This window comes from Hyphomonas beringensis, from assembly GCF_000682755.1.
GTDB lineage: Bacteria > Pseudomonadota > Alphaproteobacteria > Caulobacterales > Hyphomonadaceae > Hyphomonas > Hyphomonas beringensis.
The window spans coordinates 20938-43400 of the sequence record NZ_AWFF01000038.1; the positions used below are offsets into that span (position 1 = coordinate 20938).

Consider the following 22463-nt stretch of genomic DNA (forward strand, 5'->3'; position numbering starts at 1 on the left):
CAAAATACCTTTTTACTGCCCTGTTTCGGAAGGACTATGACCCTTAAATACGAAGCCAGTGGTCAACGAACAAGGAGACCTGACCCATGTTGAATTTCCTGGCAACGCTTGGCGCCGTAACGGCCATCGCGACCAGCCCGATCGCGCTGGCCCTGCAATCGCCCGCCCCTGCTGCCCCAGCGGCGCAGACCGCACAGCAAAACGCCCTGACCGATGCGCAGAAGCAGACCCTGCTGAAGCGCGCCTCTGACGCCATGGCCAAAGTGAAGACCGCAAGCGGCACGTTCCAGCAATTGTCCCCGGACATGAGCGTTACCACCGGCCGCTTTGCCCTGTCGCGACCTGGCAAGATGCGCTTTGACTATGACGCACCGACGCCGCTGCTGATGGTCAGCGACGGAACGACGGTGGCCCTTCAGGATTCCGAACTGGAAACCACAGACCGTGTGCCGCTGGGCACGACACCGCTGGCCCTGCTGCTGGATGACAAGATCGACTTTGCCAGCGAGGCAGACATTCTGGATGTCACGCAGGGCAATGGCCATGTCGAGATCACTCTGCGCGATAAGTCCGGCGAAATGGATGGTACGCTGACGCTCCAGATGCGGGAGTCAGACATGGAGCTGACCGGCTGGCGCACCGTGGATTCCGGAAACAACATCACGTCTGTCCAGTTGAGCAATGTGGAGTATGGCAAACGCCTCAATCCGCGCCTGTTCGTGGTGAAGGATTTTGATGAAAACTGAGCCAATCGGAGCGGGCGCTACGGCGCCCGCTGGTCATTTTCGTCACACCCAAGAACATAACGTATATTTTACTTGAAAATATTTCTGGGAGTGACATCTTTGCAACTGTCGACGGTATGGAGACCCCGCGCAGCAGCCGACCCCCCGCTGTGAACCACCATACTGTCACCGCCGGAACCTTCCCCTCCCGGCGAGACGTTGGAAACTCGCGTCAGGCGCGCCCGAACTTCCCCGCGTTCGGGCGCGTTGACGTTTCAGGAAAGACTGCTACGCAGCCTTCATGTCAAAACCACTCAAGATCGTTAGCTGGAACATCAACTCTGTCCGGCTTCGCGCGCCCAATGTTGCGGCCTTTGTTGCTGCCGAGCAGCCGGATGTCATCTGCCTGCAGGAAACCAAGTGCCAGGATGGCGAGTTTCCGGAGAAGGCTTTCCGCGAAATGGGCCTGCCGCACCTGGTCCTGAATGGACAGAAAGGTGGCCATCATGGCGTAGCCATCGCCTCTCGCCTGCCCATAGAGCGGATCGACGCGCCGGACCTTTGCCGCCATGGCCATTCCCGCGTCATCGCCGGCAAGGTCGCGGGCGTTGAAGTGCACAATATCTACCTGCCTGCAGGCGGGGATGAACCGGACCCGGCCACCAATGACAAGTTCGCACACAAACTGGACTTTCTGGAACGCCTTGGCCCGGCCTACAAAAAGCAATCAAAGACACCGCGCGTTCTGGTCGGTGACCTGAACGTCGCCCCGCATGAGCATGACGTCTGGTCTCACAAACAGCTGTTGAAGATCGTTTCGCACACGCCGCAGGAAACCGAGCGGCTGGAAGACTCCCGCAATCAGGCGAAGTTTGCGGACATCGCCCGCATGTCTGTTGATGACAAGCAGAAGCTCTACACCTGGTGGAGCTATCGCGCGAAAGACTGGGCCAAAAGCAATCGCGGCCGGCGGCTGGACCATATCTGGGTGAACCCTGCAGCCCTTCCGGATACCGACATCAGCAGTTACAGGATCCATCTGGGCTGGCGCGGCGGTTGGAAGCCTTCCGATCATGCGCCCATCAGTGTTATCCTCAACACGTGACACCCATTCGCCTGTTCCTGCTCATCGCCTTTACGTTCTCTTGGACGTGTTTTGGCGTGTTATATGGATTGGGCGGCTTTAGCGGCGCGGGCATCTATGCGGGTGGGCTTGTCATGCTGGCCATGTTCGGGCCCGCCATCGGGGCGCTGGTTTGCGCCTATCTCTATGACAAGGGCCACCGGGCAAGGGCATTGGGCCTGGCTGTTGAAAGCTGGAAACGCCTTTTCCTTTGGCTGCCCTATGCCTGGCTGATGCCGTGCCTGCTGGCGGCACTGGCGATTGTGCTGTCACTGGCCGCCATGGGCGCTGCCCCGGCAGATGCGGCGCAGAAACTCGCCTCTGCTGTCGAGGCCACCGGTCAACCCATGCCCATGCCCGCAGAGATGCTGTTGCTGGTGCAGATCGGTGTGGGCGTTCCAATCGGCATTCTGATCAACACAGTGATCCTGACCTTCAGCGAGGAGCTTGGCTGGCGCGGCTGGCTGCAACCACGGCTGGCGCATATGGGCTTCTGGAAGATGAACGCACTGATCGGTCTGATCTGGGGCGTCTGGCATGCGCCCATCATTTTGATGGGCTATAATTATCCGGGCCTGGGATGGGGCGGCGTTCTGGCCATGTGTGCCTTCTGCATCCTGATAACGCCTTATCTGGCTTTACTCCGCGAACGCGGTGCAGGCGCATGGGGCGCAGGCGCCTTTCATGGCAGCATCAATGCTGTCGTTGGCGCGTCCCTGTTATGGATGCCGTCCGTTGAGTGGCCACATATGGGCCTGATGGGGCTGGAAGGCTTTGCGCTCTTACTCGCAGGCTGGCCGTGTATCTGGTTTTACCGACGGGCCCGGCCCATTACAGGCGAGCCCGCTCAAGGCTGAAGGCGATAACCGCCAGCGTCGGTCAGCAACAGGCGCGCATTGGCGGGGTCCGGCTCCACCTTCTGGCGCAGGCGGTAGATATGCGTTTCCAGCGTGTGCGTCGTGACGGTGGCATTATAGCCCCACACCTCTGACAACAGTTCATCCCGCGCGACCGGCTTGCCCTGCGCGCGGTAGAGATATTTCAGAATGTTGGTTTCCTTCTCCGTCAGGCGCACCTTGCGGCCTTCTTCGGTGACCAGCAGCTTCATGGCCGGGCGGAAATCATAAGGTCCGATCTGGAAGGTCGCATCTTCCGACTGTTCGAAGCTGCGCAGATGCGCCCGCACCCGTGCCAGCAGCACGGAAAATTTGAACGGTTTGGTCACATAATCATTGGCGCCGGATTCGAGGCCCAGGATCGTGTCTGCATCGCCATCCTGTCCGGTCAGCATGATGATCGGCGCGCGAACACCTTTCTGGCGCATCTGCTTGCAGGCTTCGCGGCCATCCATGTCCGGCATGTCGACATCCAGCAGGATCAGGTCGATACGCTCGGCCAGTGCGGTGGCAATGCCATCATGCGCATTTTCGGCTTGCAGCGTTTCAAAGCCTTCATGCAGTTCGAACTGCTCACTCAGGGCTTCGCGCAGGTCCGGATCATCATCCACCAGCAGGATCGTCTTCTTGCCTGTCATGCGCGTCTCCTTGTCTGCGGGGCCATTCCGCATCTTGTCGCGTCCGCCAGATGCCATAAGACTGCGCAAAATGCGCAATCACAAGTCTGGGAGCAATATGTGAGCATCACGTTCACGGCGCGGCCAAATGGCAAATTCTCCGGTCCGGGATTTACGGCGCGCTGCGTGCTGGGCAAGGGCGGCGTTGTTGTTGCAGGCCAGAAACGCGAGGGCGACGGCGCTTCGCCGGCTGGCCGCTGGCCCATACGGCGTGTCTTTTACCGGCCTGACCGGGGTGATCCGCCAAAGACATCGCTCGAAAAAGTGCCCCTGACGCCAGACGATGGCTGGTGTGATGAAGCAAACCACCCGCTCTACAATCTGTTTGTGTCACTGCCCTTTATCCACAGCCATGAGAAACTCTGGCGGGACGATCATGTCTATGACCTGATTGTCGAGCTTGGCTATAATGACGATCCCGTCGTGCCAGGGCGTGGCAGCGCCATTTTCATGCACATTGCGCAGCCAGACTTCCGGCCCACGGAAGGCTGCATCGCGATGGAAAAGGAAGATCTGCTCGCAGCGCTGGAAATGATGACGCCTGACACGCTGATCGAGATCAGCTTCTAGGCGCTATAATCCCGCGCGCCAAACAGGGCCGAGCCGACCCGAACATGCGTCGCTCCAAAACGTGCACCGAGATCATAATCAGCGCTCATCCCCATTGAGAGCTGGCTGAGCCCCAGCTTGCGCGCGAGCTTTGCCAGCAGCGCGAAATGCGGGCCCGCAGGCTCCTCAACCGGAGGGATGCACATCAGGCCGACAACATTCAGGCCATGCTCGCGTGCTGTGGCCAGCAAGTCCTGTACGCCATCCGGGCTGACGCCGGCCTTTTGCGGCTCTTCCCCGGTATTCACCTGAATCAGATAGGTGCGCTCGAGGCCGGTTTTCTCTTCCGCCTTGGCAAGTTCCCGGCAGAGCTTTGGCCGGTCGATTGTCTCGATGACGTCGAACAGGCGCACGGCATCTTCGGACTTGTTGGATTGCAAAGGCCCGATCAGGCGCAGTTCCAGATCCGGAATGGTCTCGCGCCGCGCTTCCCAATGCTCATAGGCTTCCTGAACGCGGTTCTCACCAAACACGCGCTGACCATCGGCCAGGATCGCTTCGAGCGCCTCGTCCGGCTGAGTCTTGGTGACGGCCACGAGAACCGGCGGCGTTTCCGATATCTCGGAAAGCTCACTCAGGATCGCGCGACGGCGCTTGGCAATTTCGGTAATATCCGTATCAGTCATCCTGATGGCGCAGAAACCCCAAGATGGCGAAAGACGCAAGCTGATCTCTGCGGCGAGACGCGTTCTGCGGCACTTGCCCGAAGGCCTGCCGCCTGCGCTGTTCCTGACGGATCCCAAGCGTATTGCGGACCCTGTTTCGCTGGCCGACCAGCTGCCGCAAGGCTGGGGCATAATCTATCGCCATTATGGCGCCGCGCACCGGGTCTGGCAGGCAACACAGCTGGCGGAGATTGCCAATCGGCGGGGCCTGGCCCTTCTGATCGCGGCGGATCCGTTGCTGGCTATGCAGGTTGGCGCCGCAGGTGTGCACTGGCCATTCGCGCAGCAGTCAGCAGCACGCAAATGGCGCTCGCGGTTTGAGCTGATGACGGTCAGCGCGCATGGCGGACAGGAATTGCGGCGTGTTGAGTCGAATCTGTTCGATGCCGCGCTCGTCTCAGCGGTATTTCCTTCCAACAGCCCATCTGCAGGCGCGCCGCTGGGCGCACATACGCTGCGGACATTGTCACGCGAAAGCCGCCTGCCGCTCTACGCGCTGGGCGGACTGAACGCACAAACAGCTGCCAGCATCAGCGATGCAGCAGGCGTGGCAGCAATTGAAGGAATTTCAGACGCGTTCGGGCGCTAGAACTTGAACGCGGATTTCAGGCGAATGCCTGCTTCGACTTCGCGGGCTTCCCAAGTCGATTTGTCATCCAGCTTGTCAGCCCCGACGCTGACTTCACCCCCAACAGAGAAGCGCGGCGTGATCAGGAAGGTCGCGCCAGCCTGCATTTCTTCACGTGGAAGCGGCGTCAGGCCCGGACGGGACACCTTGTCGAGGCTGAAGCGCAGGCGCTTGTCTCCGCCGAACTGCATGGAAAAATCCTGGTTCGGTTCTGCCTGCCACACGGGTTTGCTGTCAGCCGGCTTCGGCTGGGCAAACTGGCGATACCATTCGGACTGGCCAGATTCGGTTTCAGAGAGGGTTGGCGCTTTCACGTCCATCGAAGGTGCAGGCATGGCTTCTTGCGCTGCCGCCGGCATAGCCAGCGCAGCGAACAAAATCCCTGCCGTGATAGCGAAGCTCAGCTTCATGATAAACGCACCTCTGTAGTCAGAATAGTCAAATGCCCGAGTAAATAGAAGATTAACATTCCAACAGGGTTGGGATTCTAATTCGATAGTGTGATTTCTATCACAATCCCATCAAGCGAATTGTTGCCTTCCGGACGGGCCAATGAGGGAATCGATATGAAATCCAGTTCTGTTTCGCGATATCCGAGTGAGCCTTTTACATGCTCTCCAAACTCGCGCGCCACCCCCACACTCCAAACTTTTCCCTCCATACTGGTGAGATCGTCGTCACCCTCTCCATACTCTGCTCCCAGCAGATAGTTCCCAACCTTTTTGGTCAGGCCCAGAGTCCAGGCTTCATAGTCGCCTGCAGCAGCGATTCCATTGTCTGATGACAGGTAAGACGCGCCGAGCGTGAAGGTCTCATATTCGAGTGAACCGCCGAGCGACCAGGTAGAGACGCGATCATAGTTCGAGGCAGCATAGGCGGGCACGTCCACCTCGGCCGTACTCGCCGCTGCCGAGGCACGCACACGCACTCCGCTCTCGCGCAGAAGATGAGAGAAATTCACCGCGCCTTCCGCGGCGTTCTTCAGCGTTACTGGCGCAGCGCCTGGCAAATTGCGATCTGCATCCCGGTCCAGCCCGCGCACATCCACGCGCGGTGTAAAGCTGATCCCGGCGCGAATGCCGATCAGGCGCGGAGTTGTATAAGTCAGCTTCGCAGACGGACCGGTCAGGTCATGCCGTGTCGTTATGATGTCCATGCCGGAAGGGTCCAGCGTCTGCGCGCCGATGGCCACCGTCTCGAATATGGAGGGGGACCCTTCCCGAAAGCGCAGCGCGACACCGGCATCGCGCCCGAGGCGGAGTTCGCCATAACCACCATTTGCATAGAGATAGGCCTGCTCCAGCTGAATGCGCGCGTCTTCATCCTCTGCTGGGATGCCTGTGGCGAGGCCGGTAAAGGCCCCCTGCAGGCCAAAGCCGCCGCCCTCTGTTCCAACCGGAACCCCGCTGAAACCCGCCCGCGCCGGATGATCGCGCTGCACTTCCAACCGTCCGGCTGCGCCAATTTCCACGCCATTGTCCAGAATGCGATTGCGCGAAGCCTCCAGCCAGAATCGATAGAGCACCGGTTCGTCCGCATGCGTGGATGCAAGCAGGGTTGTGCCCATTTCTGTTTTGGTTTCCCAGACCTCCCAGTCATCTTCCCATTGCGCAGACGCGATCGGGGCCAGAACCGGGCTGAGGGCAAGGCAGATCAGGGCATATCTCATTCGTCACTCCTGGGGTGATGACACGCAGATCAGCACTGGCGAGCCTGTACACCCCTTGTTATACAAACTCGCGTCAACAAGGTCTTGCTTTCGGGAACTTTCTTCATGATCAAATTTGTCTTCTCTGCGGCAGTGGCCGGAATGCTGTTGGTTTCTGGCTGTCAGTCCAGGTCAGCCGTCAATACAGAACAAAAAGTTGCACAGCAGAATATTGGCAGTGTGAATCCGTATCTGTGGCGCGCCGCGCTCGATACGTTCGATGATCTTCCCGTAAAGTCGGCCGATCCGATCGGCGGCCTGGTCGTGTATGACTGGAAAACCTTCGAGAACGCTCCGGACGAGCGTATCAAGGCGACCGTCTACATTCTCGACACGCGCCTGCGTGCGGATGGCGTGAAGGTTTCCGTTTTCCGTCAGACGAATGAAAACGGTGAATGGGTGGACGCTCCGGTTGATCCGGTGACAGGCGTCCAGCTCGAAAACAAGATTCTTGAGCGGGCTCGCGTTCTGAAGAATTCACAACTGGGATAGTTGCCCTCAGGGGCGCTCTTTTCATCCGGAAAGGTCTAGGGGCATGGCGACCCGTTACGATCCGCAGACAGCGGAACAAAAATGGCGTGCAGCTTGGGACGATGCTGCGCTGTTTGAAGCGAAATCACCTGCCGAGGCGGGCGATGCCCCCAAGGCCTATGTCCTGGAGATGTTTCCCTATCCTTCGGGGCGTCTGCACATGGGCCATGTGCGCAACTATGCGATGGGCGATGTCGTTGCCCGCTACAAGCGCGCCAAAGGCTACAATGTGCTCCACCCGATGGGCTGGGACGCGTTTGGCATGCCGGCAGAAAACGCCGCGATGGAACGCAATGTCCATCCCGGCGAATGGACCTATCAGAACATTGCCGCCATGAAGGCGCAGTTCATGAAGCTCGGTCTGTCGCTTGACTGGAGCCGGGAGTTCGCAACCTGCGACCCGGAATATTATGGCGACCAGCAGGGCCTGTTCCTGAAATTCCTGGAAAAGGGCCTCGTCTACCGCAAGGCCTCCAAGGTGAACTGGGACCCGGTCGACAATACGGTGCTGGCCAATGAGCAGGTCATCGACGGACGCGGCTGGCGTTCAGGCGCGCTGGTGGAACAGCGTGAGCTGACCCAGTGGTTCTTCAAGATCACCCATTATGCCGAAGACCTGCTGGAAGAGGTGCAGCAGCTAGAGCGGTGGCCCGAGAAAGTCCGCACCATGCAGGCGAACTGGATCGGCCGGTCGGAAGGCCTGCAGATGCGGTTCGAGTTCGCAGGCGATGCGCCTGCCGACTATGCGGATGGTATCGAGATCTTCACAACGCGGCCTGACACGCTGTTCGGCGCGAGCTTTGTGGCCCTGTCGCCTGATCACCCGCTGACGATCCAGCTGGCCGAGCAATCGGAAGAGCTGAAAGCCTTCCGCGCAAAATGTGCGCAGATCGGCACCAGCGAAGAGGCCATCGAGAAAGCCGACAAGCTGGGCTTCGATACCGGTCTGACCGTGAAACATCCGTTCGATGACTCCATTACCCTTCCGGTCTGGGTCGCGAACTTTGTGCTGATGGGCTACGGCACAGGCGCGATCTTCGCCTGCCCAGCCCATGATCAGCGCGATATCGACTTTGCCCGCAAGTATGACCTGAAGGTAAAACCGGTCGTTCTCCCGCCAAACGCAGACAGTCAGACCTTTGATGTGGACACTGAGGCCTATACCGGGCCCGGCACGATCTTCAATTCCGGCTTCCTGAACGGGCTGTCCATCGAGGATGCCAAGCGGACAGCCATCGAGAAGATCGAATCCATGGGGCTCGGTGAAGGCACCGTGAACTACCGCCTGCGTGACTGGGGGGTTTCCCGCCAGCGCTACTGGGGCTGCCCGATCCCGGTCATCCATTGCGACAGCTGCGGAATTGTTCCGGTACCAGAGTCAGACCTGCCGGTCAGACTGCCGGACGATGTCAGCTTTGACAAACCGGGCAATCCACTCGAGCGTCATCCAAGCTGGAAACATGTCGACTGCCCGAAATGCGGGGCAGCGGCGCGCCGCGAGACCGATACGCTGGACACGTTCGTCGACAGCTCCTGGTATTACTCCCGCTTTGCCAGCGTGAAGGATCTGGAAGAGCGCGCCTACTGGATGCCGGTCGACCAATATGTCGGCGGTGTCGAGCACGCCGTGCTTCACCTGCTCTATGCCCGCTTCTTTGCCCGCGCCATGCGCGATGTCGGCCTGCTGGACCTGCCGAGCGGCGAGCCCTTTGCCGGCCTGTTCACGCAAGGCATGGTGACACACGAGACCTACAAGTCGGCTGCCGGTAAATGGCTGCAGCCCTCTGAAGTTGAGAAGGACGGCGACAGCTGGATCGAGATTGAGACCGGCGCCATCGCGACGCCTGGCCCGATCGAGAAGATGTCCAAATCCAAAAAGAATACGGTCGACCCCGATGCCATCATTGCGCAATTCGGCGCAGATGTTGCGCGCTGGTTCGTGCTGTCTGACTCTCCGCCGGAACGCGATGTCGAATGGACGCAAGCCGGTGTCGAAGGCGCGGCTCGCTTTGCCCAGCGCCTGTGGAGCGTGTTTGACGGCCTGCCTGAAAATGCTTCTGCCGAGCCTGGCGATGATGCCGACTCCCTCACTCTGCGCAAGGCGAGCCACAAGGCCGTCGCCGCCATCGACAAGGCGGTTGAGGAATTCCGCTTCAACTCTGCTGTTGCCAGCATCCATGAATGGGTCAGCGCGTTGAAGAAAGCCGAGTCTGCTGGCGACGCTGTTCTGGGCGCTCGCCTGGAAGGCGCCTCCATGCTTGCCCGCTGCCTGACACCGTTCATGCCGCATCTGGCGGAAACCTGCTGGGAGCGTCTTGGCAAGGAAGGCTTTGTCTCTGCAGCCGACTGGCCAGAGGCCGATAACTCCCTGACGACTGATGACAGTGTCACCATGGCGGTTCAGGTGAATGGCAAGCGCCGCACAGAGATCACTGTGCCCAAGGATATGGGCAAGGATGATGTCGAGGCCCTCGCCCTGTCTCAAAAGGAAGTGACCAGCTTCATTGAAGGCAAGTCCGTGAAGAAAACCATTGTCGTGCCGGGCCGCATCGTGAATATCGTGGTGGCATGAAATATCTTCTCGCCATCTTCGCTTTCGCCCTGATTTCCGGCTGTGGGTTCAGGCCTGTCTACTCAACAGGTGCCAATGCTAACTATGCTGGCGGGGCGATTACCGTGCCGCCTATTGCGGGCCGTTCCGGATACATGCTGCGGCGCGCGCTTCAGGAAGAGCTGGCGATTGGCCTGCCTAATGTGACCGAGCCTTCCACGCTGAGAGTGGAGCTGAGTGAAAGCCTCACACGGCTGACCTTCAAGCCGGATGGCCAGGCATCCCGTTCAAGTGTTGTCGCGAGTGCCCGCTATACCCTCTCGCGTGAGAGCGACACTGTTTCCGGCAGCGCCACGAGTGAAGCGACCTTCGCCGTTCCTGACAGCCCCTATGGGGATATTTCTGCCCAGAAAGGGGCGTCGGACCGGGCCATGCGGCTGCTCGCAAAACGCCTCGTGGATGATCTGCGTCTCCAACTTGTTGAAGACTGATGCTGCTGAAGGGCAAACAGGCAGCTGACTTTGCCCGCAAGCCCAAGCCATCAGTCTGGGCTGTGCTGGCATTCGGGGAAGATGAAGGTCTGGCCTCTGATGCCGCCAGCAGCCTGATCAAGGCGTGGACGCCAAAATCCGGAAGCATGGACGTTACCACTCTCGATGATGATTCCATCCGGAAAGACCCTTCCCTGCTGTTCGATGGGCTGGAAGCTGTCTCTCTGCTGGGCGACCCGCGCGTCATTCGCGTTCGGACCAGTGGAGACAAGATTGCCGCTCTGCTGACGGAAGCCATCCAGAAGGGCGACGCGCAGGAAAACTATTATGCGGCTCGCCTGATCATCGAAGCTGGTAGTTTGCAGAAGCGATCCAAGATTCGCGCTGCCGCCGAAGCCGCCAAGCTGACCGCGTGCCTGCAATTATTCGCAGATGAAGCTGGCGATATCGAGAGCCGTGTAAAAGCCGTGCTGGCCGAAGCCGGTATCGAGATTGAGCCTGATGCGCTCAGCCTGTTCATTGGCGACCTGCCCGGCCACAGGAATCTGGCCAATGCGGAAATCGAGAAACTCTCTCTCTACGCGTTGAACCTGGGACGTCCGATCAATGTCAGCGACATTCGCGCGCTTTCAGCAACAGATATTGATCACAATCTGTCAGCCGCAATCCGCGCCACGCTGAATGGTCAGCCTGCTGCCGTGCACGCGGCGCTGGACCGGCTGGCCGTTGCCGGCACCAGCGGCATATCGATTCTCCGCTCTCTGCAATTTGAAACTCTCCGCATGCTGGATGCCCATTCAAAGATGGCGGCTGGCAATTCCAATCCGGGCATGAAGCTGCGCCCGCCCGTCTGGCAGAATGAATGGCCAGCCTATAATGCGCGCCTGCGCAAATGGCCCGCCAAGCGCCTGATGCGGATCATGGAACGCATTTATGAAGCCGAACAACAGGCAAAGTCCGGGTCCGGCAGCGCGGACCCAGTTGTTCGTGTACTGATGAATGAGATTGCCCGCGCCGCTGAAATGGCAGGCTAGGCCTTACAGCTTGCGCTTCGCCGTCAGGCGGCGGCACACATCATCCAGCTGTTCCAGGTCGCGATATTTGATGCGCAGTTCGCCGCCATTCTTGCCGTGACGAATATCAACATCGAGGCCCAGCTGGCGGGACAGGTCCGCTTCCAGTGCTTCGGTATCGACATCCTTTTCGTCCGGCTTCGGCTTGGCAGACTTGGTTTCGATCGGTCCGCCTTCGCGGGCCGCCTTGGCACGCGCTTCCACATCGCGAACCGTCAGCCCCTTGTCCACAGCCAGATCGATCAGCGCTTCCGGGTCTGGTGCGCCGAGCGCGGCCCGTGCATGGCCCGCTGTGATGCGGCCTTCACGAATGTGTTCACGCGCCCCTTCCGGCAGTTGCAAAAGACGCAGCGTGTTGGCGATGTGCACCCGGCTCTTCCCAACGCTTGTCGCCAGGCTGTCCTGCGTGCGGCCGAAGCGCTTCATCAGCGCCTCATAGGCCTCTGCCTCTTCAATCGGGTTGAGGTCAGACCGCTGGACGTTTTCGATGATACCGATTTCGAGCAGTTCCAGCTCATCGGTATCACGGACTACCGCAGGAATACTGGTCAGACCGGCCATTTTGGCAGCCCGCCAACGGCGTTCCCCCGCGATGATCTGGTATTTCCCCGTTTCCTTCGGATCGGGCCGCACAAGAATTGCCTGCAAGACACCGCGCGTTTTCAGCGAGTCGGCCAGTTCCTTCAGCGCGCTTTCGTCAAACGTGCGCCGCGGCTGGGACGGGTTGCGGCGGATCAGATCAATCGCGATCTCGCTGCCGCCTTCAGACTTGCCGCCTGTAGAGTCCGCTTCAGGACGAGAGACACCCTCGACCTCTCCGATCAGGGCCGAAAGTCCGCGTCCAAGGCGGGAAGGTTTGCTCTTTGCGTCTTCGCTCATGATATTCAGGCCGCGCGGGCCTTCTCTCTTTGCAGAACTTCTGATGCCAGGCGGATATAGGCTTCGCTGCCCGGACACCGATAATCATACAGAAGTGCCGGCTTACCGAACGATGGCGCTTCGGACAGACGGACATTCCGCGGTATGACCGTATTGTAGACCTTGTTGCCAAAGAAGGCGCGCACTTCGTCGGCCACCTGGTCTGACAGATTGTTCCGGCGGTCATACATCGTCAGAACAACGCCCTGAATCTCAAGGTCCGGATTGAGGCCAGCGCGCACAACTTCCACCGTGCGCAACAATTGGCTGAGGCCTTCAAGTGCAAGGAACTCACACTGCAGCGGCACCAGAAGCGCATCGGCCGCCGTCATCGCGTTCAATGTGAGCGACGACAAGGATGGCGGGCAATCGATCAGAATGTAGTCATACTTGACGAGACTACCGGTCATCGAGCGGTTCACATAATCATGCAGGCCATCCCGCAGCCGGTATGACCGGTGCGCATCATTGGCCAGTTCCGTCTCGACGCCGGAAAGGTTCTCGTCACCGGGAACAATATCCAGACGCGGCACGATGGTGGACAGAACCGCTTCTTCCAGAGGAATCCGGTCCACAACCACATCATACGATGTTTTCAGACGGTCCTGGCGCTCAATGCCAAGGCCGGTCGACGCGTTGCCCTGGGCATCGAAGTCCACAATCAGGACACGACGGCCCACAGCCGCCAAAGCCGTCCCCAGATTGATAGACGTGGTGGTCTTACCGACCCCGCCTTTCTGGTTCACGACCGCAAAAATTCTAGGTTTACCGCCTGCCACGTTTGAGCTCCCTCACGATCAAAATCACGCCTGACCCACCGGTGCGACTTGGAATCGCCTCGTACGCGAAATTCCATGTTTGTTGCGCGTCCGTCAATTCTTCTTTCCAGCGTTCGCCCTTGAGAAAAACCCCTTTTGCACCGTTTTCCATCCATGGCGCGGCGTAGTCGAGCAATTTGGGAAGCGGAGCAAAGGCGCGCGCGGTGACGATATCTGCCTCACTGGCGGGGGCAGCTTCGATCCGGCCCTGATAGACAGAGGCATTCAGACCCGCCGCTTCGATGGCGGCGCGGAGAAAGGCGCATTTCTTTCCGACGCTTTCCATCATCGTCACATGACACGTCGGTCTGGCCGCTGACATTATCAATCCAGGAAAGCCCGCGCCGGAACCGAAATCCACCACACGCGTTTCATTTGGTACATAGTCCAGAACCTGGAAGGAATCGCCGACATGACGCGTCCAGATCTGGGGCCATTCGCGTGGGCCAATCAGATTTGACCGTTTCCGCCAGTCGTCGAGGGTTAAGATGATCGTGTCCAATCTTTCCAATGTTTCACGTGAAACATCGAAATCGGCCAAAAATGCCGCGCGATCGTGAGAATTCGTCATGAGTATTAACCGGCCTTCTTACGGCGCTTAACATATCCGAGAAGCGCTGTGAGCGCGCCGGGCGTGACACCTTCAATACGACCGGCCTGTCCCAGCGTCGATGGACGAACGGTTTCCAGCTTTTGGCGGACTTCATTGGAAAGGCCACCAATGGCCGAATAATCCAGATCTCCGGGGATCATCAGGTCTTCATCCCGACGCAACGCCGCAACATCTTCCGCCTGGCGATCCAGATAAGCGGAATAGGTCGCCTCGATTTCGATCTGCGCCGCGATCTCCGGGGCAATATCAGATAGCTCTGGCCAGACTTTGGCCAGTGATGGGAGATCTATGTCTTTATATGAGAGATATTCCCAAGCGGTCCGGACGCGACCATCCTGATTGACTGACCATCCGGCCAGGGCGGCTTTGGCCGGCGACAATGTCAGATTATTCAGAAGGGTCCGCGCCGTCTCCAGTTTTTCCTGTTTCACGTGAAACACGGCGGCCCGGTCTGACCCGACACATCCGGCGGCAATACCCTTTGCGGTCAGACGCTGATCCGCATTGTCTGCCCGTAGTGCCAGGCGGTATTCCGCGCGTGACGTAAACATACGGTATGGTTCGGTAACGCCGCGCGTGACCAGATCATCGATCAGAACCCCGATATAGGCTTCGGCGCGATCAAAAATGATCGGCTCTTTTCCGTCGGTGGCCCGCGCAGCATTCAACCCCGCGACGAGACCCTGGGCGCCGGCTTCTTCATAGCCGGTTGTGCCATTGATCTGTCCGGCCAGATAAAGGCCGGGCAGGGCCTGAACTTCCAGAGAAGACGACAAAGCACGCGGATCGACGTAATCATATTCGATCGCATAGGCGTATTGCAGGATCTTCGCGTCTTCCAGGCCCGGAATGGTTTTCAGGAAGCGTTCCTGAATCTCTTCCGGCAAAGACGTGGAAATACCATTCGGATAAACCGTATGATCCTCCAGACCTTCCGGCTCCAGAAAGATCTGGTGGCGATCCTTATCCGCAAAGCGATGCACCTTGTCCTCAATCGACGGGCAATAGCGCGGTCCACGACCGGCAATCGCTCCGGAATACACCGCGGATTGCGTGATGTTCTCCGCAATGATCGCGTGCGTCTCAGGCGTCGTCCATGTGATACCGCACTGGACCTGGGGCACAGTGATTTCGTCCGTCAGATAGGAGAACGGAATAGGGCGCTCATCTGCCGGCTGCATCTCCAAACGGTCCCACGCAATCGTGCGGCCATCGAGGCGGGCAGGGGTTCCGGTCTTGAGGCGGCCCATGGGCAGACCGAGTCCATAGAGACGATCCGACAAGCCAATCGCCGGGGCTTCGCCAACCCTGCCGGCAGGAATGCGTTTCTCGCCAATATGGATCAGGCCCTTCAGGAACGTACCTGTCGTAATCACGACCGAAGGCGCATGATATTCATCGCCTGTCAGGCCGATGACACCGGCCACATGATTATCCTCAACGATCAGATCTTCTGCGCCATCTTCGATAATGGTGAGGTTCGGATAATTGCTGAGCTCCGCCTGCATGGCTTCGCGATAAAGCTTGCGATCTATCTGCGACCGCGGACCCCAAACGGCGGGGCCTTTGGAGCGATTGAGCATACGGAACTGGATACCGGCCTTGTCGGCAAGGCGCCCCATCAGGCCATCCAGCGCATCAATCTCGCGCACAAGGTGTCCCTTGCCCAGGCCGCCAATTGCCGGGTTGCAACTCATCTCGCCAATGGTCGCGATCTTGTGGGTGACCAGCGCCGTGCGCGCGCCCGTGCGCGCTGCCGCCGCCGCGGCTTCACAGCCAGCATGGCCGCCGCCTACCACAATCACATCAAACTGGTTTGTCTCGCTCATCGCGCGCCGCTTCTGGTCCGGTGTTTTCAGAAAGGCGCTATATAGCGGTTCGGACGCTTAAACCCTAGGGGTCATTTGCCGATGCAGAACTGGGAGAAGACAGCGCCGAGTACATCTTCCACCCCGACCGTACCGACAATTGCGCCGAGATGACGTATCGCCAGGCGCACATCTTCAGCCGCCAATTCCGCGCCGGTGCCTAGGTCCAGCGCATCCCGTGCCGCAATGAGACAACTGAGGCCTTCAACCAAACGGGCCCTATGGCGCGCGCGCGTAATGACCGGCGCCTCAACAGACGCAGCTTTCTTTGCGATGAAGTCAGCGAGCGCGGCTTCCAGCTCCGCAACACCCGCGCCATCCCGGGCTGAGATCTTGTAGTTAAAATCGGGCAGATCTGCCGACAAATCGGCATCAGCCTTGTTAACGATAACCATATCCGCCGCTTGGCGGTAGTGGGAGGTCAGCACCCCCAGTTCCGGGGATGCTCCGTCAACCATTAACAGGCGCAGATCTGCCTCGGCCGCGACACGCTCTGCGCGTCGTACGCCTTCTGCCTCAATCTCGTCTTCCGTTTCGCGCAGACCAGCCGTATCGGAAATCCAGACGACCTGCCCACCGAGCACTCGCCGGATCTCGATCACGTCTCGCGTTGTTCCAGGACGGGACGTCACGATCGCCGCATCACGACCCGCCAGCCGGTTCAGCAAGGTCGACTTGCCGGCATTCGGCGCGCCGATAATGGCAATGCGAAAGCCATCGCGAATCTTCTCGCCAATACCCCGGTCGCCGAGCGCCTCTTCCAACTGCCCGATCAACCGGTTCAGTTTTGTGATGACTGGTGCGGTCGTTTCCTCCGGCGCATCATCTTCGTCCGGGAAATCCACGGCGACCTCGATCAGCGCGAGAATACCGGTCAGCTCTGCGCGCCAATGGTCATACTGCTCGGTCAGACCGCCTGTCAGCTGGCGTAGGGCCTGCGCTTTCTGAGCCGTGGTCTCTGCTTCAATGATGTCTGCGACACCTTCGGCCTCTGTCAGGTCAATCTTGCCGGCTTCAAAGGCGCGCCGTGTGAACTCACCCGGTTCAGCCATTCGGACGTCAGGTTCTTTAATCAGTGTACTGATTGCATGTTCGATCACGGCTGGCCCGCCATGCAAGTACAGCTCCAGCGTATCTTCGCCTGTATAGGAATGCGGCCCCGGCATGAACAGCGCGAGACCCTCATCAATCAGATTGCCGTCTTCATCACGAAACTTGGTCAGCGTTGCCCGGCGGGGCTCTGGCAGGCCGCAATCCAGAAGCGCGCCAGCCAGTTTCCAGATCGCGTCTCCGGAGAGACGGATAATGCAGATGGCTGCAGGCGGCTGGCCCGAGGCGAGGGCGCAGATGGTGTCGCGCTCGCTCATGGCCAATCGCGCTCCTTTTAGTTCTTCATCGCTTCGAAGAATTCATCATTGTTCTTCGTCTGGCGCAGCTTATCCAACAGGAAGTCGATGGCATCGTTTGTACCCATCGGCCCCAGGATACGGCGCAGGATGTAGATTTTCGACAGCTGTGCCTGCGGCGTGATCAGCTCTTCTTTCCGCGTACCGGACTTCATGATGTCGATGGCCGGGAAGGTCCGCTTGTCGGCAATCTTCCGGTCAAGTACCACCTCGGAGTTACCCGTGCCTTTGAATTCCTCGAAGATGACTTCGTCCATGCGGCTGCCGGTATCGATCAGGGCCGTAGCAACGATGGTCAGCGACCCTCCATTTTCAACATTCCGCGCGGCGCCGAAGAAACGTTTCGGACGTTGCAGGGCGTTGGCATCCACACCGCCGGTCAGCACTTTGCCAGAGCTCGGCACTGTCGTGTTGTAAGCGCGGCCAAGACGGGTGATGGAGTCGAGCAGGATGACAACATCGCGTTTGTGCTCAACCAGACGCTTGGCTTTCTCGATAACCATTTCCGCAACCTGAACGTGGCGCGTCGCCGGTTCGTCAAAGGTGGAGGCGACGACTTCGCCCTTCACCGTGCGGCGCATGTCGGTCACCTCTTCCGGGCGCTCATCGATCAGCAGAACGATCAGATAGCATTCCGGATGGTTTTCTTCGATGGCAGACGCGATGTTCTGCAGCAGAACCGTTTTACCCGTCCGCGGTGGCGCAACGATCAGCGCCCGCTGGCCCTTACCAATTGGCGCAACAATGTCGATCACGCGGCCGGAGCGATCCTTGCGGGTCGGGTCCTGGCTTTCCATGCGCAGGCGCTCTTCAGGATAGAGCGGCGTCAAATTGTCGAAGTGGACTTTTTTGTTGGCTTTATCCGGCTCTTCGAAATTGATGCGTGAGACATCGGTCAACGCGAAGTAGCGCTCATTATCCTGCGGCGCGACGATGGGGCCTTCGACCGTATCGCCGGTGCGGATATTGCCCTTTTTCAGAACTTCCGGGCTGACATAGATGTCGTCCGGGCCGGGCAGGTAGTTGGATTCCGGAGAGCGCAGGAAGCCAAAGCCATCGGTCAGCACTTCCAGCACGCCCTGGCCGGTGATTTCCACTTCGCTGTCTGCCAGCTCTTTCAGGATGGCGAACAACATATCCTGTGTCCGCATCGAGGAAGCGTTTTCGACTTCCAGCTCTTCCGCATAGGAGAGCAATTCTTCAGGCGACTTCGCCTTCAGGTCGCTAAGTTTTACGCTGGTGATGTCGTCGAGCATGGAAGATGCCATCAGTGAATTCCGGATGAGGGGCTGCTGGAGATAATTTCAGGAGCCGGATTTTAAAAAGTCGGGGGGTCATCGCCCGCGCAAGGACTGCGCAGCGGTTTTGTCGCATATGCCCCCTAAAGGGACATTTCGTCAAGGGTTGCGCCAGAGTCGGCGATTCAGAACGGGCGCACGATCACCATGATGACGATGCCGATCATCAGCAGAAACGGTACTTCATTCATCATGCGCAGACGCTTGGCCGTGATGGTCGCGGTGCCACGGTCAATCTTCTTGCCAACGCCAATGAAGTATCCGTGAATGCCGGACAGGATCAGCACGAGCAGCAGTTTCACATGCATCCATGGCTGGCTGAGCAGGTTCTGGTTCATGACCAGCATCGTGATACCCAGAACCCAGACCAGGATCAGGCTCGGGTTCAGGATAATCTTGCGCAGCCTGCCAGACGCATCTTTCATCGTCTCAAACAATTCATCGCCGGGTTTGCTGGACAGCTGATGGATCTTGTAGCGCGGGTAGACCAGCAGACCGCCCATCAGGGCGATCACGAAAATGACGTGCAGCGCCTTAACCCAGAGATATAACATGATTACGCGTCCGCTTTCTGATCTGCATTCACCAGTTTGCCTGCCCCAGTATGTGCTTGCGTGTTCGGGCATCCGCTCCAGCTGCCGGCGCAGAGGCGAGACCCTGCACAGGACCGGATGCTGAGATCTTCACGCAGGGCATCCTGCACCTGGTCAGCCAGCATGGAGATGAATTCCTCGTGCACGCCAACCGCTTCCACGCGGGTATAGCTCGGCGCGCCATGCTGTTCGGCAACAAGGCGATATTCCTCGCCCAGCTCTACCAGTGTTTCGATATGCTCTGACACGAAGGCAATCGGCGCGATCAGGATGTTCTTTCCTTCGTCAGCCGCTTCGGCAATGCATTCCTCTGTCGGCGGCCCAATCCATTTCAGCGGGCCCACGCGGGATTGATAGCAGGCCACCACTTCCCAGTCGGATGGCACGCGACCGGCAATCATGTCGGCCATCGTCTCGCACTGCCATTGATAAGGGTCGCCATCTTTGACGATCTTTTCCGGCAGACCGTGCGCCGAGAGTAGCAAACGCACATTGCCCGGCTCGCCCGCACGCTTGTGCGCTTCCATGATCCGCTCGACATGCGCCGTGATCAGGCCCTCGGCAAAAGGATAGCAGCACACCGTCTTCACCGGCTGCTTGTACGCTTTCTTCCAGGCCGTCAGGGACGATCCCGTCGTCGTTGTGGAGAATTGCGGATAGAGCGGCAACAGCACAACTTCGTCCGCGCCCCAGGCTTTCACCTCGGCAGCAGCTTCCTCGGTGAAGGGGTGCCAGTAGCGCATGCCGATAAAACAGCGCACCTCGTCTTCCGGATAGCGCTTTGCCAGCGCCTCAGTCAGCGCCTCCGCCTGTATCTTTGTTTCCGGCAGCAGGGGCGACCCGCCGCCAGCATCCATCATGGCGTAATTCTTTTTCACAGACGGTGCCCGCGTCGACGAGATCAGCCGCGCCAGAAACCAGCGCACCGGCAGCGGCGCCCCGATGATCGCCGGATCGCGGAACAGATTTTTCAGAAAAGGCTGAACATCCTTTTCCGTATCCGGTCCGCCCAGATTGAATAGTACGACAGCGATCTTGCGGGCCATGAAATGTCAGCCTTCCCGAATGATTTCCAGAACGCGCTGAACATGCGCGATGGGGGTTTCCGGCCGAATGCCATGTCCAAGATTGAAAATGTGCGGGCGGCCGGAATAGGCAGAGATAAGGTCGCGAACGCGCGCGTCGAGTCTTTCTCCGCCTTCGATCAGCAAGAGCGGGTCCAGATGGCCCTGAACGGGGAAGCCTTCCGGCAGCGCATTGTTGATAAAGCTCGGCACAGCAGCGGTATCGAGACCCACGGCGGTAATACCGGTTTCGGCAACATATTCGGTAATCATGGCAGAGGCCCCACGCGGGAAGCCAATGATCGGCACGGTGATGCCCATTTCCCGCAGACGCGCGACCAGTTTCTTCGTCGGCGCGATAATGACTTCGCGGAAGATATTGTCCGGCAGGCCCTCGGCCCAGCTATCGAACAGCATCAGGGCATCGGCGCCAGCCTCTACCTGTGCGCTGAGATAATAGGCCGTCGCATCAATGATCTGATCCAGCACAGCGGCCAGCTCATCCGGCTTGCCATGCGCCCAGCGCCAGGCGGTGGACTTGTCGGTCTTACCGCGTCCTTCGATGGCATAAAGGCCAACGGTCCATGGAGAACCTGCAAATCCGATCAGGGCTGTCCCTGACGGCAAACCAGCTTTCACGCGGGAGACGGTTTCATAGACAGGAGACAAACGGTCTGCCGCCTGTTGCGCCGGCACGCGGGAGAGGTCCGATGCGCTGGCGATCTCTTCGACCAGAGGCCCGACACCTTTTTCGAACCGCACACCCAGGCCCATCGCATCCAGGATCAACAGAATGTCGGCAAACAGGATGGCCCCGTCCATGCCATAGCGGCGGACTGGCTGCAGGGTCGCTTCAGCGGCCATGGAAGGCGTGTAGCAGAAATCCAGAAAGTTCTTCGCCCGGGAGCGAAGCTCAAGATATTCGGGCAGATGTCGCCCGGCTTGGCGCATCATCCATACCGGAGGCGGAGAAACCGCATTTCCCTCAAGTACCTGAATCAGTTTCGGCTTGGTGTTCTCGCCCATCGCCCCATCCATTCCAAATTCAAACAAAGCCCGTCAGGGCGCTTATAACTATTAGACCGTGTAATTCGTGGAGAAAGACCACACACAGGAATTGTCCAGCTAATTCCACAGGTGAGTCACAGGGTGTCGCACCCGGGTAAGGTTTCATTAACCACCCGCCAGCACAGGGTTAATGAGGGGTTAACACCCTAGCGGGACTCACAGAGTCGAACATAAAGGGATTCTTAAGGAGTCGGATTCTGCCACCTGTGAGTCAATTGTGAATCCAGTTGGGGAAAAATGGCTATCCACAGGCGACTCACAGGCCTTGTGTGTTTCGCCAACCTCGGCAAAACAGGGGGGATGAATACGACCCCTCAGCGCTTCAGCATTTATTTCAATGTCCACCTTGTCTCTGACAGTACGGGTGAGACGCTTAATGCGATTCAGCGAGCGGCATGCGCACAGTTCGAAAATGTGCAGCCGCTTGAACACAATTATTATCTCGTCCGCTCCGAGCGTCAGCTGGAACGGGTGATGCGAGAGATCGAGGCTGCGCCGGGCGTTGTCTGGTACACGATCTCTGATGAAGTCCTGCGCCAAAAGCTGGAATCCTTCTGCCGCGAGCATGGTGTCGCCACCCTGCCGGTTCTGGATGCATCGATCGCCATGCTGGGCCGTCACCTTGGCATTTCAGCCAACCAGAAAGTTGCCGGCCAGCACGCGCTGGATGATGACTATTTCGAGCGGATGGAAGCCATCAACTTTACGCTGGCGCATGATGACGGCCAGAATGTCGACGGGCTGGTCGGCGCAGACGTCATCCTGCTGGGGGTTAGCCGCACATCCAAGACACCGACCTGTGTGTATCTGGCGAACCGCAAGGTAAAGGCAGGCAACATTCCGCTGGTGCCCGGCGTGCCCTTGCCGCCCTTCATTGAAAAGCTGGGCCCGAAAGGCCCGCTGGTCATCGGCCTGAAAGTCAGCGCAGAACGCCTTGTACAGATCCGGCGCCAACGTCTGATCTCGCTCGATCAGGATGAACACACCATCTATGCCGATGAAGCGGCTGTGCGCGATGAAGTCACCCAGGCCAACCGCCTGTTCCAGCGCAACAAGTGGAAGACAATTGATGTCTCCCGCCGCTCGGTTGAGGAAACTGCTGCGGCCATTCTGAATCTGCTGAATGAACGGAAAGCCTAG

At 58.9% G+C, this 22463-nt stretch carries 23 protein-coding genes; 10 read left to right on the forward strand and 13 right to left on the reverse strand.

Translation table 11 applies throughout. From position 1 onward, the window contains the following. The first annotated feature begins 86 nt into the window (after window positions 1-86). The 3 genes from HY29_RS09460 to HY29_RS09470 all read left to right on the forward strand — a co-directional run bounded on the left by HY29_RS09460 (window position 87) and on the right by HY29_RS09470 (window position 2705). A complete protein-coding gene (locus HY29_RS09460; RefSeq protein WP_034796138.1) occupies window positions 87-746 on the forward strand; it encodes a LolA family protein in 660 nt (219 codons plus the stop codon). A gap of 280 nt (window positions 747-1026) precedes the next feature. Further along, window positions 1027-1830, forward strand: a complete 804-nt coding sequence (locus tag HY29_RS09465; protein ID WP_034796140.1) for an exodeoxyribonuclease III — start codon at window positions 1027-1029, stop codon at window positions 1828-1830. A 56-nt stretch (window positions 1831-1886) separates the two neighbouring features. Beyond that, window positions 1887-2705 (forward strand): CPBP family glutamic-type intramembrane protease, encoded by an 819-nt coding sequence (locus HY29_RS09470; protein WP_206741947.1) that lies wholly within the window; start codon window positions 1887-1889, stop codon window positions 2703-2705. Here HY29_RS09470 and HY29_RS09475 read toward each other — a convergent pair. Continuing rightward, entirely contained in the window at window positions 2696-3382 is a 687-nt protein-coding gene (locus tag HY29_RS09475; protein ID WP_034796274.1) for a response regulator transcription factor, read from the reverse strand. The two genes, HY29_RS09470 and HY29_RS09475, sit on opposite strands and share 10 nt — an antisense overlap. 99 nt (window positions 3383-3481) lie before the next feature. Between HY29_RS09475 and HY29_RS09480 the strand changes: the two genes are divergently transcribed. Then, a complete protein-coding gene (locus HY29_RS09480) occupies window positions 3482-3991 on the forward strand; it encodes a L,D-transpeptidase family protein (RefSeq protein ID WP_034796146.1) in 510 nt (169 codons plus the stop codon). Here the strand turns inward: HY29_RS09480 and HY29_RS09485 are convergent. Beyond that, the gene (locus tag HY29_RS09485) at window positions 3988-4656 is read right to left on the reverse strand and encodes a YggS family pyridoxal phosphate-dependent enzyme (protein ID WP_034796148.1); all 669 of its coding nucleotides are present in this window, start codon (window positions 4654-4656) and stop codon (window positions 3988-3990) included. The genes HY29_RS09480 and HY29_RS09485 overlap by 4 nt on opposite strands. A 4-nt stretch (window positions 4657-4660) precedes the next feature. Here HY29_RS09485 and HY29_RS09490 point away from each other — a divergent pair, with 4 nt between their 5' ends. Next, window positions 4661-5284 (forward strand): thiamine phosphate synthase, encoded by a 624-nt coding sequence (locus HY29_RS09490; RefSeq protein ID WP_051601376.1) that lies wholly within the window; start codon window positions 4661-4663, stop codon window positions 5282-5284. Here the strand turns inward: HY29_RS09490 and HY29_RS09495 are convergent. Beyond that, on the reverse strand, window positions 5281-5733 hold the full coding sequence (locus HY29_RS09495; protein WP_034796149.1) for an NtrZ family periplasmic regulatory protein: 453 nt from the start codon (window positions 5731-5733) through the stop codon (window positions 5281-5283). The genes HY29_RS09490 and HY29_RS09495 overlap by 4 nt on opposite strands. 77 nt (window positions 5734-5810) lie before the next feature. Further along, window positions 5811-6992: a porin gene (locus tag HY29_RS09500; RefSeq protein ID WP_034796151.1), complete on the reverse strand. Its 1182-nt coding sequence runs from the start codon at window positions 6990-6992 to the stop codon at window positions 5811-5813. 105 nt (window positions 6993-7097) lie between these two features. Here HY29_RS09500 and HY29_RS09505 point away from each other — a divergent pair, with 105 nt between their 5' ends. The 4 genes from HY29_RS09505 to holA are packed head-to-tail and all read left to right on the forward strand — an operon-like array spanning window position 7098 to window position 11638. Then, window positions 7098-7523, forward strand: coding sequence for a DUF3576 domain-containing protein (locus HY29_RS09505; RefSeq protein WP_034796162.1), 426 nt, complete (start codon window positions 7098-7100; stop codon window positions 7521-7523). Window positions 7524-7566: 43 nt separating this feature from the next. Beyond that, window positions 7567-10134, forward strand: a complete 2568-nt coding sequence (gene leuS, locus HY29_RS09510) for a leucine--tRNA ligase (protein WP_034796165.1) — start codon at window positions 7567-7569, stop codon at window positions 10132-10134. Next, window positions 10131-10604: an LPS assembly lipoprotein LptE gene (gene lptE / locus HY29_RS09515; protein ID WP_034796168.1), complete on the forward strand. Its 474-nt coding sequence runs from the start codon at window positions 10131-10133 to the stop codon at window positions 10602-10604. Before leuS ends, lptE begins: the two co-directional genes overlap by 4 nt. Then, entirely contained in the window at window positions 10604-11638 is a 1035-nt protein-coding gene (gene holA, locus HY29_RS09520) for a DNA polymerase III subunit delta (RefSeq protein WP_034796171.1), read from the forward strand. Before lptE ends, holA begins: the two co-directional genes overlap by 1 nt. 3 nt (window positions 11639-11641) lie before the next feature. Here holA and HY29_RS09525 read toward each other — a convergent pair whose 3' ends face one another. The 9 genes from HY29_RS09525 to hemE all read right to left on the reverse strand — a co-directional run bounded on the left by HY29_RS09525 (window position 11642) and on the right by hemE (window position 21281). Then, window positions 11642-12556: a ParB/RepB/Spo0J family partition protein gene (locus tag HY29_RS09525; protein WP_034796174.1), complete on the reverse strand. Its 915-nt coding sequence runs from the start codon at window positions 12554-12556 to the stop codon at window positions 11642-11644. A 5-nt stretch (window positions 12557-12561) separates the two neighbouring features. Beyond that, window positions 12562-13374: a ParA family protein gene (locus HY29_RS09530; protein ID WP_034796178.1), complete on the reverse strand. Its 813-nt coding sequence runs from the start codon at window positions 13372-13374 to the stop codon at window positions 12562-12564. Beyond that, window positions 13361-13954 (reverse strand): 16S rRNA (guanine(527)-N(7))-methyltransferase RsmG, encoded by a 594-nt coding sequence (gene rsmG / locus HY29_RS09535; protein ID WP_241765178.1) that lies wholly within the window; start codon window positions 13952-13954, stop codon window positions 13361-13363. Before rsmG ends, HY29_RS09530 begins: the two co-directional genes overlap by 14 nt. Window positions 13955-13989: 35 nt before the next feature. After that, window positions 13990-15855 carry a tRNA uridine-5-carboxymethylaminomethyl(34) synthesis enzyme MnmG gene (mnmG, locus tag HY29_RS09540; protein WP_034796208.1) on the reverse strand — a complete coding sequence of 622 codons (1866 nt, stop codon included), beginning with the start codon at window positions 15853-15855 and terminating at the stop codon, window positions 13990-13992. A 71-nt stretch (window positions 15856-15926) separates the two neighbouring features. Continuing rightward, the gene (gene mnmE, locus HY29_RS09545) at window positions 15927-17261 is read right to left on the reverse strand and encodes a tRNA uridine-5-carboxymethylaminomethyl(34) synthesis GTPase MnmE (RefSeq protein WP_034796217.1); all 1335 of its coding nucleotides are present in this window, start codon (window positions 17259-17261) and stop codon (window positions 15927-15929) included. 17 nt (window positions 17262-17278) lie between these two features. After that, window positions 17279-18568, reverse strand: coding sequence for a transcription termination factor Rho (gene rho, locus HY29_RS09550; RefSeq protein WP_422119921.1), 1290 nt, complete (start codon window positions 18566-18568; stop codon window positions 17279-17281). A gap of 155 nt (window positions 18569-18723) precedes the next feature. Continuing rightward, entirely contained in the window at window positions 18724-19152 is a 429-nt protein-coding gene (locus HY29_RS09555) for a CopD family protein (RefSeq protein WP_034796219.1), read from the reverse strand. Between the two features lie 2 nt (window positions 19153-19154). Next, a complete protein-coding gene (hemH, locus tag HY29_RS09560) occupies window positions 19155-20237 on the reverse strand; it encodes a ferrochelatase (RefSeq protein WP_051601377.1) in 1083 nt (360 codons plus the stop codon). 6 nt (window positions 20238-20243) lie between these two features. After that, the gene (gene hemE / locus HY29_RS09565) at window positions 20244-21281 is read right to left on the reverse strand and encodes a uroporphyrinogen decarboxylase (protein WP_034796221.1); all 1038 of its coding nucleotides are present in this window, start codon (window positions 21279-21281) and stop codon (window positions 20244-20246) included. A 342-nt stretch (window positions 21282-21623) separates the two neighbouring features. Between hemE and HY29_RS09570 the strand changes: the two genes are divergently transcribed. Beyond that, window positions 21624-22463: a pyruvate, water dikinase regulatory protein gene (locus HY29_RS09570; RefSeq protein ID WP_034796223.1), complete on the forward strand. Its 840-nt coding sequence runs from the start codon at window positions 21624-21626 to the stop codon at window positions 22461-22463.